The following is a 23,757-nucleotide window of genomic DNA, read 5'->3' as shown; positions in this document are numbered from 1 at the left end:
GGGTGACCTCCGACTAATCAGGGCTGCACTCCACATCTCAAAATTTTAGGGAAGATATACGTCAAATGCGTGAGCGAAAGGCAGCACGATTACTAGTTATAAGCCCCTCTCGAGATGTCCTGCTTTTCAAATTTCTCCATAAAGACGGTGCCTTAGCCGGTAGAAATTACTGGGCCACCCCTGGCGGTGGTCTTGAGGACGGAGAAACATTCCACGCTGCTGCAATACGTGAACTGCGTGAGGAGACCGGTATTCAGGTCAACACAGTTGTAGGGCCTGTGGCAGATCGGAGGTTTTCAATGCTCCTGCCCAGCGGCGAGACGGTATTCGCAGTTGAGCAGTATTTCGTTGTGCACGCGGAAAGCCAGATCCTTTCTAGCTCCGAATGGACCTTACACGAGACTCAGGTCATGGCAGATCATCACTGGTGGTCCGCTCCCGAGCTGAGATCTACTGGAGAAACGGTATGGCCAGAGGCGTTAGTTGAGATGCTCGTGGATGCAGGTGTCTTCGAACCGGATGCGTAACCGTCACCGCGAGTCCATATGCGTTTTTACACACTCTGGGCCGGTTGCTGCCGGATACAACTGGGAGCTATTGGCCGAGAGCTGCATGTCGCGGAGAGCAGCTCTTAAGTTCTAGGTGAGCGGTTAGAGCGCTCCTGAGCGAATTTAACCGATTATGTTGGGTTCATCGTGTGGGTTTCACGATCTCGCCGACGCGTCGATAAACTGTTTCTGTTATGCGTTTATCGGTATGCCCAAGCAGTCGGCTGGCATGACCAAGATCGTCAATCTCACTGGCTGCCTTCGGCCGGATATCCCTGAACTGGAACTGTCGGATGCTTGAAGCGAGTTGCGCATCTTCGTCCTCTAGAGCTTTCGCGATAGCAACATTGCGTGCATCGTCGAACCGTAGGCGAAGCATTGGCGCGGTCACGCGGCGACCATCCTCCGTAATGATCAAGTACGGGTTTCGCACTGCGCGCGCCTTCCGCTGTGCGAGCAGCTTTTCTATCAGCTCACCCAAACCGTTAATGATCTCGCCGGCATCGAGCCGGATGCGGAGCTTTTTCGAGGTCTTGCCCTGGGCAACCTGCAGAAAGCTGTCGGTGATATCCGTAGCGCGCATGGATAGGACATCAGCAGGGCGTTGGCCCGTAAGATAGGCCAGGTCCATGGCGTCTTTGAGTTCTGGCACGGCAACACCGTAGACGGCATTCCAGATCGTGGCATCAGCGTAAAAGTCACGTGGTGTCTCTTTGTTCTTGCGCACACCGGAGGCTGGGTTCTCCTTGTCAGTGATACCCCATTCCCTGGCAATGTTATAGATGTGCGAGAGCAGTGAGATCTCGCGATTCGCCCGAACCTTCCCGGTCCGTTTGTCGCGGTACTGGGCTATCACCTGTGGTGTCACCGCATTGATGGGCGCTTCACTGAATGCTTTCCTGAGTTGCGTCAGTGAAAGCAAGTTGTCCTTTTGGGTTCTAGGTTTTTTCGCCGGAATGATCTCGGCTTCGTATCGGTCGAAAACTTTTCCCAGAAGGGTGTTCTTTTGCGGAATTGGCTTGCAATCGAGTTTCGCCCATTCCGCCTTGGCGACATCCAAGTCGCCACCCAACGGAATTTCCTTCCTCTTCCCCTGATCATCTCTCCCGTCGTAGTAGTACCCGACCCACTCTGAGCCGTTTTTCATTGACCTAACCCGCCTGATCATTCGAGGTGGCAGATCCCGATTTGCAGCCTTTCTTGGTCGCATTTTCACCCCACGCGTGAAAGATCTAGCGACCAGGCTTCAGCCGCAATATTGTCAGATGAAGGCTTCACACCGGACAGTTTCATTCGTGCGTACACGCGACCAACAACGGGTCGTCTTGCACCTGTAAGTACGTATTTCCAGCCATTTCGATTGAGCCAGTCCAGTTGCAATGAAGGTCGTTGATATCCGGTGATTGCGACCAGCTCGTCCTCGGCAAGAGTTTCGCTATGAATTTCCATGTTTATTCCTTTCTAAATTCGCTTCTGCTTGTATGGGTTCGCCCTGTTGGCGTTGCATGCTCTCGTCGGCTTTGTAGGCGCGGATATCGATCAGCGAGGCGACGTGCCGGATGTGGGCGTATTTGAGGGCCTTGCGGCTGGTGTCCAGCGTGGTTATGGGAAGCTGGATGCGGCCGCTGTTGATCTCCGTCACGAACGATTGCTCGTTGAGATTGCGAAAGTACTGCTCGCGGACTTTTTCCAGCGGGATCAGGACGTCACCGAAGATTCGATACAGCAGTTCGACGGTGGCCGATTCGGGCGCCGGATGCAGGCGAAGCGGATTCTGTGCAGCGTTACTCATGGGCTTGTCGAGCCTCCTTGCGTTGTTGTCGTGCCGGGTGGTTCCAGGCGTTCAGGCAGTGGCGTCTGGTCAGCTCGCGCAGATGTTCGGGCACTTCGAGGAGCGCGGCGTTGCGCTCCTCGCGTGTGCGCATGGCAACGATCTGGCGGGCGTACTCCCTAGGCCACGTCACGGCGATCTGCCGGGATGGCAGGAAGATCGATGTCCAACTGCTCGGCCAGCCAGCGGATACCGGCCTGCTTCACCCGAGTCGACTGGCTGTACTGCATTCCGTGTTTCTCGTCATACCAGGGACTGTCCTTGACCCGCAGGTACGCTTTGTCGCGCTTCGGGTCCGCCGGCAAGTTTCCCTTGAGCAAACCTTTTTCCCGCATGAGAGTGATCAGTTTGGGGCGAGTGAGGCCGAGTTGAGCGGCTGCTTGGGCGAGGGTGCGTTCCATGGCGTCCTCCTATGCAGCGTGCGCAGCTGGAGTGGCTGCTGCAGCAAGATGGTTGATGGACTCAGTGAGCTTTGCGTAGATCTCGGCATCGGAGTCGTACAAGGTGAAGCAGCGCGTATGCGGGCTCTTGTTGCCGATGCTCAAGATGGCGGTGACGCCGCGGCGCGAATGGGTGCGATGCAGCGCCACATGCAGGGGAAGCTCGAAACCCATGTCGAGCCTCAGCACACCGCCGGTGTGCACCAGTTCGAACACGCGCTGTTTGTCCTGGACTTCAAAACGGCCGTATTGACGATCGGCATGCGGGAGATGCACCAGGTCGCTGGAGTTGTTCGCGTCGAACGGACCGTTGGCAATCTCTTCGATGAAGTCAGCCAGTTTGAGGTGCATCTTCTTGTCGTTCTGCAGGGTCAGCGTGTGGCGTTCGCTGCCCAGCTCCACGACAAAAGTGCTTTCCACTGTGCCGCGCTCAGCCTTGAGACGGAATGCCAGGCATTCACGCTTCGGTGCTGTGCGCAGGACGTGATTGAAGGTCTCGGTCAGGTTGACCTGGGCGTTGAGCAACTGCAGGGTGCGGTTGTCGATCTTGTACTTGATCATGCCGCGTGCCCTCCGCCGTTCGGGTCGAAACTTTTGGCAGGAGGGCGACGTTTTTTGAAGGTCTTGGTGCTGATAAAAGCGCAGCCAGTTTCTCGGGCCAGACGGCGAACCTCGAAAATGCGGCAGGGATCAGCGATGGTTGGGTGCAGGTGAATCGTAGCTTTGGTATGCATGAATTTGACTCGCTCTGTGGTGAAAGAGTGAGCGCAAATTAGCAATAGCTAATCTGTTTCGCAATAGCAAATGCTAAATTTCAGATCTCCAAGTACTTTGACGCCTTCAAAATAGCGCCTACGTAATGAATTTTTTCGACGAGCTTTTCTTCCAAGAAGATAGGAGGGTAGCTGTCGTTAATGCTGTCGAACCGAAGTTGACCGTCCCGGTGATAAATGAACTCTTTCACCATCGCCCTACCGTCGGTGGTCCGCACGAGTACCTCATCGCCAGTTTGATAACGATGATTCGGCTCAATAAGTACAAACTCCCCGTTTTTGATGCGTGGGTGCATGCTGCTTCCCACGACTTTCAATCCGTATGCATCGGGATCGGAACTGATGATTTCCAAGTACCCGTCGCCATGCCCAGGGGGGTATTCAAGCGCGTCGAAATAGCCGTCAGTACCCAACATTGCCTTTCCGACTACGGGCACTGGGGCGGGGCGCCGTTGCTCGCTTGCTTCTCGCTCCTCAGCGGTTCTAAGGGCGGTTTCGTTGATGGTTGCATTGAAGAAAGCGGGGTGGGGCAAAACTGGGGGCTTGAGGCCAAGTGCTATCCAAGCGGCGGTGATTTGATGCTGATCCTCGGCTGAGTAGGTTCCCGTGGTAAGCAAATCAGCAGGAATTGCGAGCTTTTTAGCAAGGTTCGTGGCAGCCCGGTCACCCAACGTCCGGTGCCCGTTCAGGATCTGAGAAATGTACGAAGCGTCCACATCTGCATGCGCTCCGGCAAAGTCCTTGAGTTGGTTTTCACCAATCAAGGCTTTAAGAATCGTGAGGCGTTTTTCGTAGATATTCATATAGGGAATCATCCGTGCTCCGTTAGCAAAATGTAAATTACGTTTTGCTATTGCGGACCGAATTAGCAGTTGCTAATCTTGTGTTGAATAGGGGGTTAGCAATGACGCTTCTCGAATACATAAAGATCCTAGACGACGCACAGCTCAAGACCTTTGCCTCTCGGTGTAATACCTCAGTCGGCCAATTAAAGCAGGTCGCTTAAGGCAATCGTCGGGCGAACGCAGCTTTATCCATTTCGATTGATCGACATAGCAGCGGTCGAGTGACGTGTGAGTCGTTAAGACCAGACATTGATTGGCAATATTTGCGAATGCAGGCACCAGCTAATCACAGCGTAGAAAACGCTGCATAGAAAAAAGGCGACCCAAGGGTCGCCCAGTTTCTCCCGACAGCATCACCACAATGCGGTCGGGTTGCGATGTCGGAAGGCAAGCACACCACATGCCGCCGACCTTCATCGCGTTTCCAAGGCTCGGAAGCCTTGGTGTTGCTGCCGTTCTTACCACAGAGCTGGCAGCTGTTGCGCCAGGGGTGAACAACGGATTGTTCGCCCCGGCACGGTGCCGGTCATCCCCTGCAAGGGTTCCCGGCGTTTGGGCCATACCAAGCCACGCGACAAATGTATCACCAACTTCTGTCGCGCGGCACTGGCAACTTTTAGGATTAATGCCATGAGCCGAATTGCTCTCAGTTCTCTGGAACGGGCGCAGCGGGAAATCCTGCCGCTCGATTTAGCGCTGTACCACGCCGCTCGCGATTACCCGGGCGGCGCTGCTGCCATCGCTGCCACGACCGGTCGTAACCCGACCACGCTGCAGCACAAACTGTCGCCGACCCACCCGAGTCACTCCATCAACATTCAGGAGTTTGGCGAGATCCTCGAACTGACCAAGGATCGCCGCATTCTGGATGCGGTGCATGCGCTGGTCGGCGACACGATCTGGCAGGAGCTGGCCGACACCTACACCAACGACATGCCCGAAACGCTCACCACCGGCATCGCCGAATACTTCCGCCAGGTCGCTGATCTGGCCGAGACCTGGGCCAAGAGCATCGGCGACGGTGTGGTGACTGATCAGGAACTGGCGGCGATTCGCCTGCAGGTGTTCCGCGGTATTCAAGGACTGCTGGGTTTGTTCAACCGCGCCACCTACGTCAACCAGACGACGCGAGGTGCTGACCGTGGCTGATATTGCCGATTTCGCCAATGATCTGGTGCAGGAACGTATCGATCAGGCCATGGCCGCGCGTAGCGCTGCCAAGGCCGAAAGCGCTGCCCATTCCTTGCTGTTCTGCGAAGCCTGTGACGATCCAATCCCGGAAGCGCGCCGCCTGGCGCAGCCGGGTTGCTCGCAGTGCATCAGCTGCCAATCACTCTCTGAGCGGGGGATTCAGCATGCTCGATGAGGTGTTGGGCCAATTCGCCGATTACGGTCTGGAGCCATCGCAACCGCTGGTGTTCGGCAAGCTGACCCGCTGCAAGACATCGCAGGACAAGGGCAAGGAAAAGAACGGCTGGTACGTGGTCCACGAGCAGCGCACGGAGAAGGGCGACACGCTTATCTTCGGCGCTTTCGGTGACTGGCGTTCGGGCGAGACGCAGAAGATCAAGGTCAAGGCCGGTCGTATGTCGCCGGAAGAGCGCGAAGTGATGCGCGCTCGCCAGGAAGAAGCCAAGCGCCGCGCTGCGGAAATCGCGAATAACGCTGCGCGGCGGGCCGCGAAAAGAGCGCAAGGTTTGTTCGAGCGCATGCCGACCACCGGGCGCAGCGATTACCTGGACCGCAAGCAGATCGTCGGCATCAACGTCCGCTACGCGCCACGCACCGGTGCGGTATTGGTGCCGATGAAGAATGCCCGTGATCAAATCATGGGCCTGCAGGTGATCTTCCCGAACAAGCAGGAAGACACCGGCCGCGACAAATCCTACTGGCCCTACGGCATGGCGAAGGAGGGCACCTTTCACCTGCTCGGTCCGCATCCGGTACCGGGCGAACCGGTGCTGGTCTGTGAGGGTTACGCCACCGGCGCCAGCCTGCACATGGCGACGTCGCTCGCTGTGGCCGTGGCCTTCGATGCGGGCAACCTGTTGGCCGTGTGCAAGGTCATGCGCGAGCGCTTCGCCGGCTGCCCACTGATCATCTGCCGTGACGATGACTGGAAGACCAAAAAGCCCAATGGCGATGCCTGGAACCCGGGCGAGGAGAAGGCGAGCAACGCCGCGCTGATCGTCGGTGCCCAGGTTGTTGCGCCGATCTTCTCGGTCGAGCGTCACGACAAGTGGACCGACTTCAACGACCTGCACGTCGCCGAAGGCCTCGACGCGGTCCGCCGGCAAGTGCTGGCCGTGGTGCGTCCACCGGCCGCCGGTGGCTGGAAAGATCAGCTCGCTCGCAGTGAAAGCGGCGCGCTGATCGCGCACATGCAGAACGTGGAGCTGATTCTCGCTCACGACGAACGCTGGGCCGGGGTGATCAGCTACTGCGCCTTCAGCTCGAAAATCGTCAAGCTGCGTGCGGCGCCCTATGGTGGTGGTACCGGTGAGTGGGCCGACATCGACGACGTGCGCGTGATGAAGTGGATCGCGCAGCAGTACAACCTGCGCGTGAAGTCCTCGCACGTGATCGAGGCGGTGAGTGTCGTGGCGCATGACCACGCCTTCCACCCGGTGCGCGAGTACTTGAAAAAGCTGGAATGGGATCGTGTTCCGCGCCTGGAGCGTTGGTTGACCGATGTCATGGGGGTGAAAGCAACCGACTACACCTCGAAGGTCGGCAAGCGCTGGATGATCTCGGCCGTGGCGCGGGTGATGAAACCCGGCTGCAAGGCGGACTCGGTGATGATCCTCGAAGGCGTACAAGGCGCTGGTAAGTCGACCGCGATGAGCGTGCTCGGTGGCGAGTGGTTCATGGACACGCCGTTTGCCCTCGGCGACAAGGACGGCTTTCAGGCGATTCGTGGCAAGTGGATCGTCGAGTTGGGCGAGCTGGACAGCTTCAACAAGGCCGAGAGCACAAAGGCCAAGCAGTTCTTCTCGGCATCGACTGACACCTACCGCGAAAGCTATGGCCGCAGAACCCTCGACGTGCCACGTCAGTGTGTTTTCGTTGGTACCACCAACCAGGACGAGTACCTCAAGGACGCCACCGGCAACCGCCGGTATTGGCCGGTGGCCTGTACCAAGGTCGATGTGGCGTTGCTGCGCGAGATCCGCGACCAGCTTTGGGCCGAAGCGATGTTCTGCTTTGAGGCTGGGGACCTCTGGTGGGTGACGCGAGAGGAAGCGCCAATGTTTAGCGAGGAACAGGACGAACGCTTTGTGGTGGACGAATGGGAAACGCCCATCCTGACCTGGCTCGAAGAGTCGCAGATCGGCGAGACCACCACCGGCAGTGAAGTAATGAGTCAGGCGCTCAAGCTCGATCCCGGTCATTGGGGCAAACCCGAGCAGATGCGCGTGGGCGCGATTCTGCATCGACTGGGGTGGCGACGGTTCCGTTTGGGCGCTCTGAGCAAGAGCGGCCAGCGGCCATGGGCGTACAAGAAACCAGAGGGTTGGGGCAGGGCGCCTGCGCTGGAACAATCTGAGTTTGAGGAGCCGTGCTTCGATGATTAAGACAATCGACATGGCCCTGAAACAATGGGCGCAGGAGCTGCACAGCGACGAGGTCGCCGCCGGTTATTCGGGCGGCAACATGGTCGCCATGATGATGGAGAGCGGTGGCCAGCTCGTGCGCGGCAGGCGCGGGAGCAGGGTGCCGCTGGAAGCCTCGCTGGACATCGAGCGCATCGTCAAGAAACGCCTTGATCCCGAGTTGATGACGGTGGTCAAGGTGCATTACTTCCAGCCCGATGCGCCTCTGGCTGCACGCCTCGCGAACAGTGGTTGCACCCGTAATCTCTACTACCAGCGCCTGCATGACGCCCACATCGTGGTCGAGCACTTCCTCCTGGGGGAAGCGGCTTGATCGTGGGCATTACTCTGGCTCACGCCGTCCCACCGGCCTGCATCCGTCCCACCGCTTTTTGCGGTGGTGGGACGGGCGCAGGCCCCGTCGTTGTTGGGCTGTCCCACCGTCCCACCTTTTTCATGCCTCCCGCCCGTGTGTGCGTAGCGGGCATCAATGCGCGTGTTCACGCGCACGCGTATTTTTAAATATTCTTTCTATACACGAGAAAAGAGAGATAAAAGTAGGACGGTGGGGCAAAGCCCCAATCTACGGGGCTTTCAGACGTCCCACCTAGTTTTAGAGAGGTGGGACGCATGGGACGCCAGAAAAGCAAAAGACAGCCGGGATAGATATTCACCGACATTCGCCTGCCGTTCACCGGGCGTCACCCACACATTCACCGGATGGCATTAAAACGGTCTTGCTGCCACCAGAATCGACCTGTAAAAAGGGGGCATCTTCGATGGGTGCGACCGCCAAGCGCGGCAGGCCACCCACCACCTGACCCGGCCATTGCGCCGGGTCTTTTTGTTTAAGGGGCAGGGCAATGACGAACGAGCAACAGGCACTGGCAGAGATGCCGATCTGGTTGGTGATTGCCCTGTCGTTGGTTGGCGGCGTGTCCGGCGAGATGTGGCGCGCTGACAAGGACGGTGCACGAGGCTGGGCGTTAGTGCGCCGCCTTGCACTTCGATCCGGTGCCTGCATCGTCTGCGGCGTGTCAGCGATGATGTTGCTGTTCGGTGCGGGCCTGTCGATCTGGACAGCGGGCGCCCTGGGTTGCCTGACCGCGATGGCCGGCGCCGATGTTTCCATCGGCTTGTACGAACGCTGGGTGGCCAAGCGCCTGGACCTGAGCGAGGCGGAACCGAAGGCATGAGCCGGGCAGGCCGGGTAGGGGGGGCAGATTTCACGGGTCCTCCCCAAGGGCCGCCCCCTACACGGGTGATCGAACTCGCGGAATCTCTCTAGCTGAAACCTTCGCAGGGATGTCCGTCTTTTCAAAGGATTGGCTAAAGGGCAATCATGTCTGCGATCTGGTAACCAAGATTTGTGACTTGATAGATCTCGCCTTTGTAGCCCTGACCAACGATAAGCCCTTCGTTCGAGAGTTCGAGAATCGCTTGTTCCCATTTGGCTACTTCTCGGCGGTCTCTCTTTTCGGCGACGAGATTCTTACCGTTTGTTTGGACGTCTGTACCTTCCATGTATTCGACATGAATGATTGTCCCATGAGCGTCCAGGCTAGCTTCCTTCAACAGAATTTGAGCTTCATCAGAAAGCTTCGGAATCTGCGTTTGAGATTCGGAGATTTCGCTTGAGCTATGGCTTTCCAATTTGTTGAAGATTGGATGCTCGTTGACCTTAAGCTGGAGGTGTCGATAAAGCTTTGTTCGAAAGTCCGCGAGACTGTCGTAGCTCTGATAGAGCCCTCGACTTTGGCAATCGGTTTTGAATTTCTTAACTGCTGCGGCCTGCTCAAGCTCAACGGAGTCGAAGACCACTGGTTGAGATGAAAAATACAACATTGCTGGCTTGCCTGACTGAATGTGTTTTTCGAGCTCTTCGACGGTGCCACTCGCGTAGTCTTCGGTTGGCGTACCAATCCTCGTCCAAAACACGCCTATCAGCAGGTCACATTTCTCTAGGATTTGCTCATTGATGATAGCTTGAGGGGAGTTGCCCATTTCGGGAGAGGAGTGAGACTCCCAGCCAATGGGAAGCAAAACGATCTTCCGTGTATTGGAATGAACTGCGTTCCACTCATAAATGACGTCGCGCACAATCGCGCGCTCGGAGGCTACATCACCTGGTGAGGCAATCATCACGTTGAACGCTTCTGCGGCATAGCTCATTGCACATCCTCAGAAAGGGGGGCGGGGTGTTAAAGCTGAAGGTGATCGCACCAAGGCATGGCCATCAAGGCGCGTCTCAGCACTGAAAGCGATCGCGTATGTGCTGGTTGTAGTAGGCGCCTTTGGACACAGCTGCCATCAAGCCATTGTGTATGGTTGATGGGACACCGCAGAAGTCGTAGGAGTGGCCTTGTTCAAAGCGGATCCTCATTCGTCTCGTTGCAGGATCGTAGCCAACGGCGGTCATCGCACTGGAACGCACGGCAATCATTTCCATGACTTCTCACCTTCTGACTGATCGTCCACAGAGACTAGTCGAACGAGGCGGATCTGCTGGCCAGGCCACCGAAAAGGCGCCGGGGACCCTGAGGACTTTCAAAGGGCACGGGGTCGGAAACCCGCGGGAAAGTGTTAGCGGACAGTTCACCAGCTTAGTGAACAGTGGTGAACAGGTGAATCCCCCGTATTCAATAGGTGAACAGGACATTCCATCATGACTGTAATCAGTAAAACTGAGTTTGCGGCACGGCGTGGCTGGGCTAAATCGTATGTGTCCAAGTTGGCTAATCAGAATCGGTTGGTACTGACCGATGACGGCAAGGTAGAGCTGGAAGCCACCGAAGCACTATTGGCCGAATCTGCCGACCCCAGCAAAGCCGCCGTCGCGGACCGCCACGAACGGCTTCGCCTTCAACGGGAAGCTCAAATCACCGCGAAAGAACCTGCGGTGCCGCAAGTCGGGCAGGCGGTGGACTTTCAAAAGTCTCGCGCTCTGCGGGAGCACTACCTGGCCCTGCAAGAGCAAGCCAATTTTCACAAGCAGCAAGGCTCCTTGGTCGAGCGCATCGCGGTGGAAACCGGGGCCTATAACGCGGGCCGCTTGTTGCGGGATCAGCTGCTGGGTATGCCCCCGCAATTGGCGCCGGAGCTAGCCGTCATGACCGACCCTTGGCAAATCGAAAAGCGCCTGACGGCGGCTATCCGTCGCTTGCTTGAGGACGCAGAGCGCTTGTCCTCGGCGGATCTTGAAAACGCCCTGGCGACGAGTTAAACCCATGCATACGGCGATCCCTGACAGTGCAGAGGTGTACTGGGAGACATATTTTCGTAAGCTGTATCCTGTATGTGCATCCCGCTTTACACCGGCGCCCACCAAAGGGACGCAGCCAATGAGTCCATGCGATGCCTGGCGTCGACGAAACTTTAGCCGCGGGATCACCTTGGTCACGTAGCTCCATAGATCCCCCAATCGGTATCAACTGCATTGGTGGGCTAATGGACTTGGAGCCGTCCAACATCCTAGTGTTGCCGCCCATTACAGGCCTGGCCATTCCGTTGACGTACCAATTATGGTGTAACGGCATGATCTAGTTTTGTCGATTGCCAGCAGCCTCTTCACGCGCAGACCGATTCTTGCATCAAACGGCGTAGTACAACGGACGGCTTATGGATGGTCATCGTAACCTCCTTGATTTCCGTTCCTGGCCGATTGCTACCTGTGAAAAAGGGCTGCAAACAACCGATTCTGTTGAAAAAGTCGGTCATCCAAAACTGCCTGGTCATTGATCGGTGAAAACGCCTTTTTTACTCGCTGCTACGTGAAATCTGCGTCTGGAAACCTCAGCCGAAAGTAAAGATTGGATCCATGGGCACTTTCAAGCGGCAGCTCTTGGCCGATTATTTCCCGTCGCGATCGGCAGCAACCGACCCAGGCTGTGTGAAAACACATTTTTAGAACGATTCAGACACGGGGGCATTTGACTAGGTTTTGAGGCACCATATGGTCTCTAGGAATTCAGCAGCTCGACGCAGCTCGCAAACCAAATCAGGAAGAATGAATGCCTTCCCGTCGCCGCCTCAGTAGTGTCTGTCAAAGTATTGCGCACCACGCTGCGAGCAGTCTGTCGTACGTACACCCACATTGCCAGACTCGAGCTCGCTGGCACCCGGCTACACCGGCAAGACCTGCATCGGCGATCTGGTCAAGGGCTCCAAGGATGGGCAACCGTGCGAGGTGTTCATCTACAACGTGGCCGATCATGAAGACGCCTACGCGGAAACCGACAGCCAGGGCATTTCCTATACGGCTGGCGTGCCGCCGGTTGCCGCAGCGCTGCTGGTCGCCCGAGGCGAGTGGGACGTGCAACGTATGGTCAACTTCGAGGAACTGTCGGCTGAACTGTTCCTCACGGCACTGGATATGATCGGCCTCCCGACCCGCATCAAGGACGAGAATGGAGACCGTCCCTGGAACGGCAAAGCCTGGAGTTCACTTAGCCTGTGAGCCTCGTTGCCCGCTCCAAATAAAAGCCGCTCACTGAGCGGCTTTTTTTCGCATTTCCAGCGCTCGTGACTCAGGAAGCCAGCGACGATTCTGCCATCACCTGCCGGATGTCAGCCGTTTTGCTGCGACGGACCTTGAACCATGCAGCGTATAACGCCGGAACGAAGAAAATCGTCAGTAGCGTCGCCACGGAAAGCCCCCCCATGATCGCAATCGCCATCGGTCCCCAGAACACACTGCGCGTGAGTGGGATCATCGCGAGCACGGTGGCCAGCGCGGTCAGCATCACCGGACGGGTTCGGTGAATAGCTGCGTCCAGCACGGCATTCCACGGGTCGCGCCCCTCGGCGATCTCGATTTGTACCTGATCGATCAGGATCACCGCGTTTCGCATGATCATGCCGCCCAGAGCGATGATGCCCAGGATCGCGACGAAGCCCAGTGGCGATTGAAACACCAGCAATGCCGGCACCACACCAATCAGGCCCAGCGGTGCGGTCAGCATCACCATCCACATGCGGGAAAAGTTCTGCAATTGCAGCATGAGTAACAGCAGGATGGTGATCAGCATCAGCGGGGCCACCGCGAGCAGCGCCTTGTTGGCCTTGTCGCTTTCCTCAACCGCACCACCCACATCGATGCGGTAACCGGTCGGCAGCCTGGCTTCGACCTCCTTGAGCAATGGCCGAATTTCCTGCGTCACCGATACACCCTGTTCTCCATCCTTCACGTCGGCACGCACGGTGATCGCCATGTCACGATTGCGGCGCCACAGGACCGGCTCTTCGAGTTCAGAGCGCACCTGTGCGACTTGCGACAGAGGCACCACCGTGCCCTGGCGTGTGTAAAGATTGATGTTTTTCAGGGTGTCGAGGTTCGAGCGTTCCTCTGGCACGGCACGGGCCACGATGTCGATCAGGTCCTCGCGTTCACGCAGTTGCGACAGTGTTGCGCCATTCATCACGGTCTGAGTCGCCAGCGACACGTCGGACGGCGTGAGGCCCAGCGCGCTCGCCTTGTCCAGATCAAGCTCCACCTTCATCGTGCGCACCGGGTCGTTCCAGTCCAGCTGGAGGTCGCGCACCTTCGGGTTGGACGCAACCACTTTCTCCACGTCGCGGGCGATCTTGCGCACCACCTGGGTATCAGGGCCTACCACGCGGAACTGCACCGGATAGCCGACGGGTGGCCCCAACTCGAGCCGGGTCACGCGCACCCATGCCTGTGGGAATTGCTGGTCGGCCGAGGCCACCAGTCGCGCACGTACCCGCTCGCGTGCAGCCAGATCCTTGGTCATTACAACGAACTGGGCAAAACCCGGATTCGGCAGTTCGGGGTTGAGCGAGAGATAGAAGCGCGGTGCGCCGGCGCCGGTGTAGGCCGTATAAAAGCGAACGTCCTCGTCTTTCGCCAGGATTTCCTCCATGTGCTTGACCTGCTCGGTCGTCGCGGCGAAGGAGGCGCCTTCCTTGACGCGTAAATCAATGACCAGCTCAGGGCGCGAACTGTTGGGAAAAAATTGCTGCGGCACCAGCTTGATGCAAGCCAGGGCAAGCACCAGTGCGCCCACCGTCGCACCGATAACCACCCAGCGATGCTCGATGGCGGCGTCGATCAGGCGGCGCAGGTTGCGGTAGAACTTTGTGTCGTGCTGTTCTCCGTGCTGGTGCTTGTCCAAGTCGTTGGGCAGCATCTTGACCGCCAGGTACGGTGTGAAGATGCCGGAACAGATCCATGAGAACAGCACCGCGGCACCGACGATCCAGAATATGCCGCCCGCGTACTCGCCGGTGGTGGACTTCGAGAGGCCGATCGGCAGGAAGCCCACCACCGTGATGAGTGCGCCGGTCAGGCGCGGCATGGCGGTGGACTGGTAGGAGAAGGCGGCCGCTTTCACGCGGTCCATACCGGTTTCCATCTTCGCCACCATCATCTCGATGGCGATGATGGCGTCATCCACCAACAGTCCCAACGCGATAATCAGTGAGCCGAGGGAGATGCGTTCGAGGTTCCAGCCCATCGCCAGCATCACCAGCGCCACACCACCCAGCACCAGCGGTACCGTGGCCGCGACCACGAGGCCGGCGCGCCAGCCCAGGCTGGCCAGACTCACCGCGATCACGATGATCAGCGCCTCGGCCAGTGCTCGTCCGAAGTCCAGGATTGCATCTTTCACCGTGGTGGGCTGGTCCGCCACCAGCTCCAGCTCCACGCCGTGCGGAAGTTCTGACTGGATCTTGGCGACGGTAGTGTCCATCGCCTTTCCAAGGTCCACGATATTGCCATCGCTGGTCATGGTGATCCCGAGCATCAGCACCGGTTGGCCGTTGTGGCGGACCGTGTAGGTCGGCGGATCCTCGAAGCCACGTGTAACGGTCGCGATATCGCCGAGCTTGATCAGCCGGCCGCCCGCGGAGATGGGGACGTTGCGAATGGCCTCTACGCCGGTGAATTGGCCACTCACGCGCACCATGACGCGGTCGCCATGGGTGTCAATCTGGCCTGCGGGCAACATCGCATTCTGGCTCTTGAGGCTTTCGGCGATGGTGAGCGGTGTAATGCCCAGCGCTGCCAGGCGCTCGTGAGAGAACTCGACGTAGACACGCTTGGCCTGCTTGCCGATCAGATCAATCTTCTTGACCATCGGCACCTTCAGCATCTGGCGCTTGATGTCCTCGGCCGCGTCCGACAGCTCTGCCTGGTCTACGCCGTCGCCTTTGACGGCGTACATCAGGCCATACACGTCGCCGTACTCGTCGTTCAGGATCGGGCCAACCACGCCGTCAGGCATCTCCAGGCGCAAGTCGTCGAGTTTCTTGCGCGCCTGGTACCAGGCCTCGCGTTGATCGGCCTTGGAGGTGCCGCCGCGCACGGTGAGCGTCATGCCGGCGTAACCTTGCCGTGCGTAGGTCACCACCTTCTCGAAGTTATCGATCTGCTCGAATTTTTTCTCCATGCGGTTGAGGACCTGGTCCTGCAACTGCTGGGCGGTAGCGCCCGGCCAGATGACCATGGCGGTCATTGAGGGCACGGAAAAATTCGGATCCTCGAGCTGGCCGAGCCGGGTGAAGCTGAAGGCGCCAGCCACCGCGACAATGAGGAGCATGAACAAAACGATGGCGCGATGGCGCAAGGCCCAGTCGGTGAGGTTGAAGTTGTTCATCGGGCGGCCTGCTGCGAAGCGTTCGCATCAACAATCGCCGCGCCGGGCAGCGCGACCTTCAGTCCGGATGCCATCTTCTGCACCCCGGCGGTGACGACCAATGCTCCGGCCTGTGGCCCGGAGACGAGCACCTCATCGTTGCGATAGCCCATTACCGCGACAGGCACCAGTTCGACAGTGCCTACCGGGTCCTTGCCCGTGGGCGTGACCACCCACATCGCAGGCTGGCCGCCGGTTTGCGTCAGTGCCGTCGCCGGCACCGCTGCCACGGAGACACCGGTCATCACGCGCTCGGCCGTTACCGTCGCGGTGGCACCCAGTGGCAGAGCCTTGGCTGGCTTGAGGCGAGCACGGTAGGTGCGCGTTTGCGCCGCAGCCTGAGGCGACAGTTCGCGCAAGGTGACATCAAGGATTTCGTTTGGCGCACTGGCCAGCGAGGCCTTGAAACGCGCCTCCTTGAAGGCGGACATCCGATCCTCGGGCACATCGATGACGATCTCGGATTCGTCCGGATTCGCCACCGTGATCACTGGCTGCCCCTCGGCAACGACCTGTCCGGCTTCGATGCGTACCGCCGTGACCACGCCACTGCGGGAGGTGCGCAACACGGTGTACTTGAGCCGGTTGCGTGCCAGTTCAAGCTTGCGCGCTTCAGCCTCGGCGGTTGCATGGGTGGTCTGCGCATTGGTACGCGCACGCTCTTCGTCGGCCGCGCTGACCGAACCATCAGCCTTCAGTGCCGTCAGACGCTGGCGATCCGATTCCGCCTGACGCGTCTGCTCTACGGCAGCAGCCCATTGCTGTTGCGACGCTTCTTCCGCGAGGCGGTAGTCGCTGTCGTCCAGCACGGCCAGTATGTCGCCTTCATGCACCAACTGACCTACATCAACTTTGCGTTGGGCTACCTTGCCGCCCACACGAAAGGACTGCTCGACTTCATGCCGCGACTGTACGGTGCCCACGTAGCGACTGGCGTCGAGGGCATTGCCGTAGTTGATTTCAACGGTACGTACAGCTCGGGGTGCTGGCACGGACGGCTGATCCGGGCTGCACGCGCAAAGCAGGGCGGCGACGGCCAGGGCGCCGGCCGCAGTAAGGGAATTCTTCAAGACGGTTCCTCTTTGGAAAACGACAGAGACTCAGGAAAGGGGGGGGCGGTCGGCTTTGGTCGATGCGGTGGGGTTGGAGGGTTGTTCGAACACCTGCCAGCCCCCGCCCAGTGATTTGTAGAGCTGCACACTATCGAGCAGCAGGCGGGTATTGCTTTCGTTGGCGCTCAGGCGTGCACTCAGGCGCGCACGCTGCGAATCCAGCAGAGGCAACAGGTCGATCTGCCCACGGTTATAGAGCGACTGGGCGCGATTCTGTGCCGTCTCCGCTGACGCGGCGGCCAATTGCAGCGACCCTGAGCGGCGGCGTTCCTGCGCAAGCGTGACAAGGGCGTTTTCCACATCCTCGAGTGCCCGTACGATGCCGTCCTCGGCGCGCAGCAGCGCTTCTTGTTGAGCACTTTCGGCCGCTTCGTTGATCGCTTGCGTGCGCCCCGCGTTGAAGAGTGGCATCGCCAGAAGGCCCGCGACGTTGGTGAAGCGCGCTGCGCCGAGATCGGCACCGTTCAGGTTGAGACCTTGGCGACCGAAGGACGCGCCAAGAAAGAGTTGCGGAAACCACTCGGCTTTCGCTTGTTGGCGACGTGCATTGGCGGCGTCGAGCTGTGCCATCAGCACCAGTACATCAGGTCGGCGTTGCAGCAGCTCGGCGGGCTGGCCGGGCTTGGCCTCCGGGACGTCGGTCAAGTCCCCTATGGCAGGCTGGATATTTTTGGTGTTGAAAGACGGGTCGGCGATCAGCACCGCGATACGGTGGCGTGCCACCGCGACCTGGGTTTCCAGTGGCGGAATCTGCGCCCGCGCCGATAAGGCGTCGGTCTGTGCGCGTTCGACGTCGAAGGCGGATGCCAGGCCCACCTGTTGACGCGCGGTGACCAGACGCAGCGTCTCATCCTGCATGGCCGAAATTGCGCGCAGCGTTGCGACCTGGCGCTGTGCACCGACCAGTGTGAAATAGTTGCTGACGACATCGCTCATCACCAGCAGGCGTACTCCCCGCATGCTGTGTTCCGCGGCCAGCGCATCGGCGTCAGCCGCCGCTGCACCGGCTCGCAGTCGGCCGCTTAGGTCGACTTCCCACGAGACGTCCAGACCCACACTGGCGGTCTTGGTATCCGGATACCCCTGTTTGATGGTTGAGTTGTAGCCGGTACTGCGGTCACTGCCGGACACGGCTGCGCCGACGCTCGGCAGCAGCCACGACTGGCTGATCGTTTCACCGGCTCGGGCGGCACGCAAGCGTTCGGCGGCGATCTTGACGTCGCGGTTCTCCCGCGCGGCTCGGCGCACCAGATCCGTCAGCAACGGGTCGTGGTAGACCTCCCACCAGGCTGCCTCGGGCTCCATCTCGGAGGCCGTACCGGCGGCGAAATTGCTCGGGACATCGACCGATGGCTTGACGACAGGCGTGGAGCAGCCGCAAAGGGCGAGGGAAATCGACGTGACAAGGGCGACCGCAATGGCGAACCCGCTCGCGCGCGCAGTGCGCTGCAAGGTTGTCCGATCGGTGTGACACGGCAACGGAAGGGGGATGGAAAGGCGCGGCATTAGAGTGGACTCGTGTGGATTTGAGGTTGCGTCAGGGTAGGGACCTGCGTGCGCGAAGTTGTCAGCGAACCGTCGCATTTCGGTCGCCATGGGCACTTCACGTTGAGGCTGGATGGATCACTCGGCGCCGTTTTCTACCGCCGGCTCACTGGCTGCTGACGCCAGATCCGAGTCGATCGACTCCAGCAACTCTTCAGCGCACGAGAACTCGTGCTGACGCCCGGTGACCAGGTTTTCCAGGCGTCCCTTCAGGGCACCGGGCCCGGCGTCACTGCGCAGCTTGACGACGTATGAGCGGCGGCTCGGGTATTTGGATTCGGGGTTAAGGCTCATCGCGGACCTGCGGATCAAAAAGGTTCGATGCCAGCGTAAGCCGTCCCGTGGGAGGAGTCGTAAGCGAAAGGTCAGGATTCGGTCGGGACTGCGTTCGTTTCAGCACAGGACCTTCCCGTCATTTCGACTTTGCAACCTTGATCAGTGCATGCGCACGTTTTACCAATTCAGTGCCATGTGTTTCGGGCAATTGGTCAATCAGCCCTCTCAATGCCCGGTAGTCCTCAATCGTGGCGTCGTGCTGCTCACACAGCTCAACCAGGGCGAGCAACTCCAGCCACGTTGCTTCCTGGGTGCGAGCTTCCTCAATCGCACGCCGCACCGACGCGCTGCCCGCTTGCAACCGACCCTGAGCGCGCGCGATCGCGGCCTCCAGCAGCAACAGCTGTGCAAGGTATACGCGTTCACCCAGTTCCTCTCCCACCCGGAAGGCTTCCTGCAATTCAATGTGTGCTGCGTCGTAATCGCCTGCCAGTAACAGCGCCTCTGCGGCGTAGCCCAGTACCTCGCTGGCACCGGAGCGCATACCGAGTCCGGTGTGTTCCTCATAGGCCTCACGGATGTGCCGGTAGCCGTCGTGAGGGGCGCCGTTGTGCGAGTCGGCCCAGCCGCGCCACCAGCGGCAAGCCGTGCGCCCGAGCGCGAGCGAATATTTGTCGACGAGCTTCTGCATGTCGTCAGCCAGCGCTGCCACCCGCACAGGGTTTCCCAGTCGTACCTCGATCAACACCTCCTGCCAGGTAGCGACCAGCCAAGTCATGGGTTGTCGAAGCGTATGCGCCCGGTTTCGTGCCTTCTGCATATGGGTTTGCCCTTGCTCAATCAGGCCAGAGCGCACCAACTCGATGGCCAGCATGCCGTGCAGCATGACCTGAGGATCTGTCGCAAAGATCTCGTTTGTCCCCATACCCAGTGGCTCGGCGATCGCGAGGGCGCGCTCCAGCCAGCTACGTGTCGTTTTCGTGCGGCCCTGGAGGTGATGCACCTCGGCCTGAACGATGCACGCCGCCAGCATGAGCTCTTGATCGTTTGCGTTCAGGGAGAAAGCTTCAGCACGCTCTGCCACCTCCAAAGCCCGCGAATAGTCGCCGCGCAGGCCGAGCAGATAGCCAAACCCGTGCAGGAGGCGGCAGCGCATGGGGTGCTCGGGTACGTCCGCCAGCAGCCTGTAGGCACGTTCGAAGGCGTCCTTGGCTTTGCTGCCGACACCGAACATGTGGAAGGCCGACACGCCCTGCAACGTGGCCAGGGTGATTTCGAACGTATCGCGTTCCGGCCCGTCGGGGGCCTGCATAAGCAGGATCAGGGCGCGCTCGGTGAGACCAATGCACAAGTCCGGGCTGAAGTGCATGAGCGCGGCTTCTGCGGCCTCGGCGTAGTAGCGCAGCGCGATCAACGGCAGTCGGGCCCGGTCGAAGTGCATCGCCAGTTCCGAGGCAGCGATCGGCACTCCGGCCGAGCGTTCGCGCTCCAGGGCAGTGCCAACCTGGCCATGGAGATCGATGCGCAACTTACGCGGCGTGCGGTCATACAGTACCTGGCGAAAAAGGGCGTGTCGGAACGAGTAAGGAGGCTCTATCGCTTCGTCAACGTCGAGAGCCCGCGATTGTGTGAGCCATACCTGCTCACGCATCAGTTCCTCACAGGTGCCGATCACCGAAGAGAGATTGCGCTCGAGGGCCAGCGAAACCGTCTCCACGCGGAAGTCGGCCCCGCACACGGCGGCCGCAGAGAGGAGTGTGCGTTGCTCCGGACCCAGCCTGGCGATGTAGTGATCAATGATGGTGGCCAGGTTGTCGGGGACCGCCAGATCCGCCAGTCGAGCTTCGATGGTGGTTTCGTCTTCATTTGCATCCATCACTTCACTGGTGATGGAGGAAACGAACAACGGTACGCCGTCGGTCCGTTCGTGCAGGGCGCGCACGAAGGCTTCATCGCGTGCCAGTGAGGCTGAACGCAACGCCACGTAGTCGGCGACCTCGGTTTCCGAAAACGGGTCGAGCACCACTTCCTCGCACAAGCGTTGCAGACGCAGTTCGTGGCGCAATGAGCTGAGTGGATGATCGAGCGCCACCACCTCGGCAAGGCGGAAGCTCGACAGCCACATGAGTCGTGCGGGACCACGGCGTCGTGCCATGTAGTTGATCAGTTGAACCGTCGCCCGGTCGCTCCAGTGAAGGTCTTCGGTCACCAGCAAGAGTGGACGCAGCTCTGTATAGCGGTCCAACAGTTCACCAAATTCCCTCAGCATGCGTTCCGGGCCGACGCCGGCCAGTTCGCGCCGCAATGCGTCTCGCTCCTGCGTGGTGCTCAACCAAGGCAATTGCAGCAGCCAGGTCGGCGCCACTTCGCGCAACGACTGCTGCAGGGTCGGGTCGCTGCGGCATAGATCGGCCAACGCCTCAAGCACCGGCAGGTACGGTTCGCCGGTGCCGAAGTGCTCAATGCAATGGCCGCGAGCGCAGGCGATACCGCCAAGGCCGGCGAGAAAGTGTTCGATCAAGGTGGTCTTGCCGATCCCCGGTTCTCCAGCAAGCCAAACCACGGCCTTCTGGCCTGAACCGGCCCGCTCCCACGCCCGTTGCAGCCTGGAAACTTCATCAAGGCGACCGATGAATGTCGGTGACGGAGGTGTCCCGGGTGCCGTAACGGCCATGGTTGCAGGCGGTGTAGAAGCGGGAGAGGGCGATACCGTGATAAAGCGATAGCCGCGCCGCGACACCGTCTCAATAAAACGAGGATGCCTGGGGTCATCGCCCAACACTTTGCGCAGATCGCTGATGGCCGTCTTGAGGACTGAATCGCTGACAAACCGATGCCCCCACACAGCATCCAGCAAGGCGTCTTTGGACACCAGCGACCCCGGCTGGCGTGCGAGCACGCATAACAACAGGAAAGGGGTCGGTGCCAACGCCAGCGCTTGCCCGTCACGCATCAAGCAAGCGTTGGCCTCGTCGAGTTCGAACTCGCCGAAGTCGAGCAAGACGGGGGTCGGATGAGGTTGCGGACGCGCCACGGTTGATTCCTACAGGCAGGGTGGGGCGATGAAAGATTCGCATGGGCTTCGTTGTTGGAAAACGATGCCGGACTTCCTGATCCTGGCGATCCGCTCTCTTGCACAGACTGCTCAGCAGTCCAGGGGCAGGTCACAGCGGTCAAGCTTTGCAGACCAGGGCCATTGTTCCTATGACAACGCTGATCGACTCTGAAGCCAAGCGTCGTCGGTCGGAAACCGGCACGCGCGCAACTTCACGCCATGAGCCTTCTTCGTCAGAACGCGGCCAGTCCCGCCTGGCACTTCAGCCGGTTCGTCCGGCCTCATCACGGTTTTTCAATGATCTCAAAAAAATAATGACAAATACATCAATATTGAAATTTATCTCAATATTGCATACCTTGATTCTGCCTGACGATGAGACCTGTGCGCCTCACGACTTCAATCACAACAAGGGCTCGAAATGAACAACAACAAGAAAGTCTGCGAATTGCCTTCCTCCGTCGTCGATGTACTGGTCATCGGTAACGGTCCGGTAGGTGCGACAATCGCGGCGCTTCTCGGCCGCTATGGGGTGACGACCCTGGTGGTGGACAAGCTCCATGAAATCGTCCTGATGCCTCGTGCCATTGCCCTGGACAACGAGGCCCTGCGCATCCTGCAACTCGCCGGATTGTCTGAGGACGCTTTCGAGAAGATCGTTATCCCGGAAGTGAAGATGCACTCTCCGGTCCTCGGGCAATTCGGGCGAGCCAATACCGAGGGATGCATCGACGGCCATCCCAAGCTTGTGACGTTCTATCAACCTGATCTTGAACGCGCGATGCGTGGCCAGGTTTCCCGGCTGAAATCAGTGACCAGCCTGGGTGGTTTCGAGCTGGAGAGTCTGGTCGAGGAAGCGGAGTGCGTGGTCGCCACCGTACGGGATCAAGAGGGGAACTCGCATTCTGTTCGGGCCCAGTACCTGATCGGTGCGGACGGCGCCAGCTCCAGGGTCAGAGCACTGATCGGCCAGGAGTTCGAAGGACAAACCTACGCCGAGGATTGGCTGATCGTCGATGCCAAGAACCGGCATCAGTCAGCCATTGATCACATTGAGTTTATCTGTGATCCACGGCGGCCCACGCCGCACATGCCCGCCCCGGGTGGAAGGGAACGCTGGGAGTTCATGCTGCAACCCGGCGAATCCCGGGAAGAGCTGGAAAGCCGGGAAAGCATCGCCCGGCTCATTGCGCCATGGGTCAATCCGTTGGAGCTGGAAATCGAACGCAAGGCGGTGTATCGATTCCACGCGCGTTGCTGCAACCGATTCAGCAAGGGACGTACGTTCCTCGTCGGCGACGCCGCACACATCACCCCTCCGTTCGTCGGGCAAGGTCTCGTAGCGGGCCTTCGTGATGGCGCCAACCTGGCCTGGAAGCTGGCCTGGGTCCTTCGTGGCCACGCCTCGCCCGCGATCCTCGAAACCTATGACACGGAGCGCCGCCCGCATGCTCAGGCGATGATCAATCTGGCGAAACTCATGGGTCGCCTGGTGATGCCCAAGAACAAGGTCGCGGCGTTCTTCATCCACGGCCTGATGCGCATGATGGCGTTGACGCCCTCGACCAGAAGGTACTTCGAGCAGTTGGACATCAAGCCGAAGAACATCTTCAAGCAAGGCCTGTTCGTGCAGCATCGCCGGGGTGACAAGCTGGTACGCGGAAGCCTGTTTCCCCAAGCCTGGATTCGCACCCTGCAAAAGCAGATCAAGCTGAGCGACGATGCGCTGGGAGACAACCTGACCCTGGTTGGATTCGGTGTCGACCCGTTGTCACTGCTCACCCCTGATCAGATCGCTGCCTGGGAAAAGATGGGCGGTCACTTCCTGCAGGTCAGACCCCGCGGCCAACGCTCCGGTGGCAGTTGTGACTTCATCGAAGACATGAACCATGAGATCCTGCCGCTGGCTGCCAAAGGAACACTGGTCGCCGTTCGTCCTGACCGTATCATCATGCACCACGCTCCTGGCACAGAGGCAGTCCAGCTCCTTCAGGAATGCCAGGGGTTGTTGATGAATGATGGCGCCACTTCAGACAGCGTTTCCATTACCATCAGCGAGCCCATTAAATTGCGAGCCTGAC

General features: G+C 59.3%; 23 protein-coding genes and 2 pseudogenes. 11 read left to right on the top strand and 14 right to left on the bottom strand.

Annotated elements, in window-relative coordinates:
• Positions 1 to 65 precede the first annotated feature (65 nt).
• Positions 66 to 527, top strand: coding sequence for an NUDIX hydrolase (locus AC07VO_RS06930; protein WP_495007496.1), 462 nt, complete (start codon positions 66 to 68; stop codon positions 525 to 527).
• Positions 528 to 690: 163 nt separating this feature from the next.
• Here the strand turns inward: AC07VO_RS06930 and AC07VO_RS06925 are convergent, their stop codons facing one another.
• The 7 genes from AC07VO_RS06925 to AC07VO_RS06895 all read right to left on the bottom strand — a co-directional run bounded on the left by AC07VO_RS06925 (position 691) and on the right by AC07VO_RS06895 (position 4,395).
• Positions 691 to 1,758 (bottom strand): tyrosine-type recombinase/integrase, encoded by a 1,068-nt coding sequence (locus AC07VO_RS06925; protein WP_258717588.1) that lies wholly within the window; start codon positions 1,756 to 1,758, stop codon positions 691 to 693.
• Between the two features lie 2 nt (positions 1,759 to 1,760).
• Entirely contained in the window at positions 1,761 to 1,997 is a 237-nt protein-coding gene (locus tag AC07VO_RS06920) for a DUF4224 domain-containing protein (protein WP_116254740.1), read from the bottom strand.
• Complete coding sequence (locus AC07VO_RS06915; RefSeq protein WP_116254739.1) at positions 1,984 to 2,340, bottom strand: pyocin activator PrtN family protein; 357 nt, start codon at positions 2,338 to 2,340, stop codon at positions 1,984 to 1,986. The genes AC07VO_RS06920 and AC07VO_RS06915 overlap by 14 nt, the downstream gene beginning before the upstream one ends.
• Positions 2,333 to 2,512, bottom strand: coding sequence for a hypothetical protein (locus AC07VO_RS06910; protein WP_139315800.1), 180 nt, complete (start codon positions 2,510 to 2,512; stop codon positions 2,333 to 2,335). Before AC07VO_RS06910 ends, AC07VO_RS06915 begins: the two co-directional genes overlap by 8 nt.
• On the bottom strand, positions 2,499 to 2,780 hold the full coding sequence (locus tag AC07VO_RS06905) for a phage antirepressor KilAC domain-containing protein (RefSeq protein ID WP_186534177.1): 282 nt from the start codon (positions 2,778 to 2,780) through the stop codon (positions 2,499 to 2,501). Before AC07VO_RS06905 ends, AC07VO_RS06910 begins: the two co-directional genes overlap by 14 nt.
• A 9-nt stretch (positions 2,781 to 2,789) precedes the next feature.
• A complete protein-coding gene (locus AC07VO_RS06900) occupies positions 2,790 to 3,380 on the bottom strand; it encodes a hypothetical protein (protein WP_495007495.1) in 591 nt (196 codons plus the stop codon).
• Positions 3,381 to 3,633: 253 nt separating this feature from the next.
• Positions 3,634 to 4,395 carry a S24 family peptidase gene (locus AC07VO_RS06895; RefSeq protein WP_102688073.1) on the bottom strand — a complete coding sequence of 254 codons (762 nt, stop codon included), beginning with the start codon at positions 4,393 to 4,395 and terminating at the stop codon, positions 3,634 to 3,636.
• A 101-nt stretch (positions 4,396 to 4,496) separates the two neighbouring features.
• On the opposite strand from AC07VO_RS06895, the pseudogene AC07VO_RS06890 reads away from it, so the two are divergent.
• The 6 genes and pseudogenes from AC07VO_RS06890 (at position 4,497) to AC07VO_RS06865 (ending at position 9,226) form a co-directional block, all read left to right on the top strand.
• Positions 4,497 to 4,748, top strand: a pseudogene (locus AC07VO_RS06890) (YdaS family helix-turn-helix protein).
• Between the two features lie 319 nt (positions 4,749 to 5,067).
• A complete protein-coding gene (locus tag AC07VO_RS06885; RefSeq protein ID WP_009049401.1) occupies positions 5,068 to 5,586 on the top strand; it encodes a phage regulatory CII family protein in 519 nt (172 codons plus the stop codon).
• Positions 5,579 to 5,803 carry a TraR/DksA family transcriptional regulator gene (locus tag AC07VO_RS06880; protein WP_008080171.1) on the top strand — a complete coding sequence of 75 codons (225 nt, stop codon included), beginning with the start codon at positions 5,579 to 5,581 and terminating at the stop codon, positions 5,801 to 5,803. Before AC07VO_RS06885 ends, AC07VO_RS06880 begins: the two co-directional genes overlap by 8 nt.
• Complete coding sequence (locus AC07VO_RS06875; protein WP_495007494.1) at positions 5,793 to 8,012, top strand: VapE domain-containing protein; 2,220 nt, start codon at positions 5,793 to 5,795, stop codon at positions 8,010 to 8,012. The genes AC07VO_RS06880 and AC07VO_RS06875 overlap by 11 nt, the downstream gene beginning before the upstream one ends.
• Positions 8,005 to 8,364: a PA0613 family protein gene (locus AC07VO_RS06870; RefSeq protein ID WP_495007493.1), complete on the top strand. Its 360-nt coding sequence runs from the start codon at positions 8,005 to 8,007 to the stop codon at positions 8,362 to 8,364. Before AC07VO_RS06875 ends, AC07VO_RS06870 begins: the two co-directional genes overlap by 8 nt.
• Before the next feature lie 529 nt (positions 8,365 to 8,893).
• Positions 8,894 to 9,226, top strand: coding sequence for a phage holin family protein (locus tag AC07VO_RS06865; protein ID WP_495007492.1), 333 nt, complete (start codon positions 8,894 to 8,896; stop codon positions 9,224 to 9,226).
• 133 nt (positions 9,227 to 9,359) lie between these two features.
• On the opposite strand, the gene AC07VO_RS06860 is transcribed toward AC07VO_RS06865, so the two are convergent.
• Positions 9,360 to 10,202: a DUF4062 domain-containing protein gene (locus AC07VO_RS06860; protein ID WP_192351857.1), complete on the bottom strand. Its 843-nt coding sequence runs from the start codon at positions 10,200 to 10,202 to the stop codon at positions 9,360 to 9,362.
• Positions 10,203 to 10,278: 76 nt separating this feature from the next.
• Positions 10,279 to 10,479, bottom strand: a complete 201-nt coding sequence (locus AC07VO_RS06855) for a KTSC domain-containing protein (RefSeq protein ID WP_192351858.1) — start codon at positions 10,477 to 10,479, stop codon at positions 10,279 to 10,281.
• A 216-nt stretch (positions 10,480 to 10,695) separates the two neighbouring features.
• On the opposite strand from AC07VO_RS06855, the gene AC07VO_RS06850 reads away from it, so the two are divergent.
• Entirely contained in the window at positions 10,696 to 11,253 is a 558-nt protein-coding gene (locus tag AC07VO_RS06850) for a terminase small subunit (RefSeq protein WP_192351859.1), read from the top strand.
• A gap of 870 nt (positions 11,254 to 12,123) precedes the next feature.
• A pseudogene (locus AC07VO_RS06845) lies at positions 12,124 to 12,486 on the top strand (saccharopine dehydrogenase family protein); the annotation flags it as partial.
• Positions 12,487 to 12,556: 70 nt separating this feature from the next.
• Here the strand turns inward: AC07VO_RS06845 and AC07VO_RS06840 are convergent.
• From AC07VO_RS06840 to AC07VO_RS06820, 5 genes are all read right to left on the bottom strand, one after another.
• Positions 12,557 to 15,649 carry an efflux RND transporter permease subunit gene (locus AC07VO_RS06840; RefSeq protein ID WP_192351860.1) on the bottom strand — a complete coding sequence of 1,031 codons (3,093 nt, stop codon included), beginning with the start codon at positions 15,647 to 15,649 and terminating at the stop codon, positions 12,557 to 12,559.
• The gene (locus AC07VO_RS06835) at positions 15,646 to 16,758 is read right to left on the bottom strand and encodes an efflux RND transporter periplasmic adaptor subunit (protein ID WP_192351861.1); all 1,113 of its coding nucleotides are present in this window, start codon (positions 16,756 to 16,758) and stop codon (positions 15,646 to 15,648) included. Before AC07VO_RS06835 ends, AC07VO_RS06840 begins: the two co-directional genes overlap by 4 nt.
• 30 nt (positions 16,759 to 16,788) lie before the next feature.
• A complete protein-coding gene (locus AC07VO_RS06830; RefSeq protein ID WP_192351862.1) occupies positions 16,789 to 18,306 on the bottom strand; it encodes a TolC family protein in 1,518 nt (505 codons plus the stop codon).
• Between the two features lie 117 nt (positions 18,307 to 18,423).
• Positions 18,424 to 18,639, bottom strand: coding sequence for a hypothetical protein (locus AC07VO_RS06825; RefSeq protein ID WP_192351863.1), 216 nt, complete (start codon positions 18,637 to 18,639; stop codon positions 18,424 to 18,426).
• 118 nt (positions 18,640 to 18,757) lie between these two features.
• The gene (locus tag AC07VO_RS06820) at positions 18,758 to 21,655 is read right to left on the bottom strand and encodes an AAA family ATPase (protein WP_192351864.1); all 2,898 of its coding nucleotides are present in this window, start codon (positions 21,653 to 21,655) and stop codon (positions 18,758 to 18,760) included.
• Between the two features lie 170 nt (positions 21,656 to 21,825).
• Between AC07VO_RS06820 and AC07VO_RS06815 the strand changes: the two genes are divergently transcribed.
• Positions 21,826 to 22,101, top strand: coding sequence for a hypothetical protein (locus AC07VO_RS06815; protein WP_192351865.1), 276 nt, complete (start codon positions 21,826 to 21,828; stop codon positions 22,099 to 22,101).
• Positions 22,098 to 23,756 carry a bifunctional 3-(3-hydroxy-phenyl)propionate/3-hydroxycinnamic acid hydroxylase gene (locus AC07VO_RS06810; RefSeq protein ID WP_192351866.1) on the top strand — a complete coding sequence of 553 codons (1,659 nt, stop codon included), beginning with the start codon at positions 22,098 to 22,100 and terminating at the stop codon, positions 23,754 to 23,756. The genes AC07VO_RS06815 and AC07VO_RS06810 overlap by 4 nt, the downstream gene beginning before the upstream one ends.
• The last annotated feature ends 1 nt before the right edge of the window (position 23,757 follow it).

This window comes from Pseudomonas sp. GW821-FHT03E01 (genome assembly GCF_059420765.1).
The sequence above is the reverse complement of the archived record's forward strand: the minus strand, read 5'-3'. Positions and strand labels throughout refer to the sequence as shown.

Coding starts and splice junctions, on each gene's coding strand:
- AC07VO_RS06930 (WP_495007496.1), top strand. CDS start 66: ATGCGTGAGCGAAAGGCAGCACGATTACTAGTTATAAGCCCCTCTCGA.
- AC07VO_RS06925 (WP_258717588.1), bottom strand. CDS start 1,758: ATGCGACCAAGAAAGGCTGCAAATCGGGATCTGCCACCTCGAATGATC.
- AC07VO_RS06920 (WP_116254740.1), bottom strand. CDS start 1,997: ATGGAAATTCATAGCGAAACTCTTGCCGAGGACGAGCTGGTCGCAATC.
- AC07VO_RS06915 (WP_116254739.1), bottom strand. CDS start 2,340: ATGAGTAACGCTGCACAGAATCCGCTTCGCCTGCATCCGGCGCCCGAA.
- AC07VO_RS06905 (WP_186534177.1), bottom strand. CDS start 2,780: ATGGAACGCACCCTCGCCCAAGCAGCCGCTCAACTCGGCCTCACTCGC.
- AC07VO_RS06900 (WP_495007495.1), bottom strand. CDS start 3,380: ATGATCAAGTACAAGATCGACAACCGCACCCTGCAGTTGCTCAACGCC.
- AC07VO_RS06895 (WP_102688073.1), bottom strand. CDS start 4,395: ATGAATATCTACGAAAAACGCCTCACGATTCTTAAAGCCTTGATTGGT.
- AC07VO_RS06885 (WP_009049401.1), top strand. CDS start 5,068: ATGAGCCGAATTGCTCTCAGTTCTCTGGAACGGGCGCAGCGGGAAATC.
- AC07VO_RS06875 (WP_495007494.1), top strand. CDS start 5,793: ATGCTCGATGAGGTGTTGGGCCAATTCGCCGATTACGGTCTGGAGCCA.
- AC07VO_RS06870 (WP_495007493.1), top strand. CDS start 8,005: ATGATTAAGACAATCGACATGGCCCTGAAACAATGGGCGCAGGAGCTG.
- AC07VO_RS06865 (WP_495007492.1), top strand. CDS start 8,894: ATGACGAACGAGCAACAGGCACTGGCAGAGATGCCGATCTGGTTGGTG.
- AC07VO_RS06860 (WP_192351857.1), bottom strand. CDS start 10,202: ATGAGCTATGCCGCAGAAGCGTTCAACGTGATGATTGCCTCACCAGGT.
- AC07VO_RS06855 (WP_192351858.1), bottom strand. CDS start 10,479: ATGGAAATGATTGCCGTGCGTTCCAGTGCGATGACCGCCGTTGGCTAC.
- AC07VO_RS06850 (WP_192351859.1), top strand. CDS start 10,696: ATGACTGTAATCAGTAAAACTGAGTTTGCGGCACGGCGTGGCTGGGCT.
- AC07VO_RS06840 (WP_192351860.1), bottom strand. CDS start 15,649: ATGAACAACTTCAACCTCACCGACTGGGCCTTGCGCCATCGCGCCATC.
- AC07VO_RS06830 (WP_192351862.1), bottom strand. CDS start 18,306: ATGCCGCGCCTTTCCATCCCCCTTCCGTTGCCGTGTCACACCGATCGG.
- AC07VO_RS06825 (WP_192351863.1), bottom strand. CDS start 18,639: ATGAGCCTTAACCCCGAATCCAAATACCCGAGCCGCCGCTCATACGTC.
- AC07VO_RS06815 (WP_192351865.1), top strand. CDS start 21,826: ATGACAACGCTGATCGACTCTGAAGCCAAGCGTCGTCGGTCGGAAACC.
- AC07VO_RS06810 (WP_192351866.1), top strand. CDS start 22,098: ATGAACAACAACAAGAAAGTCTGCGAATTGCCTTCCTCCGTCGTCGAT.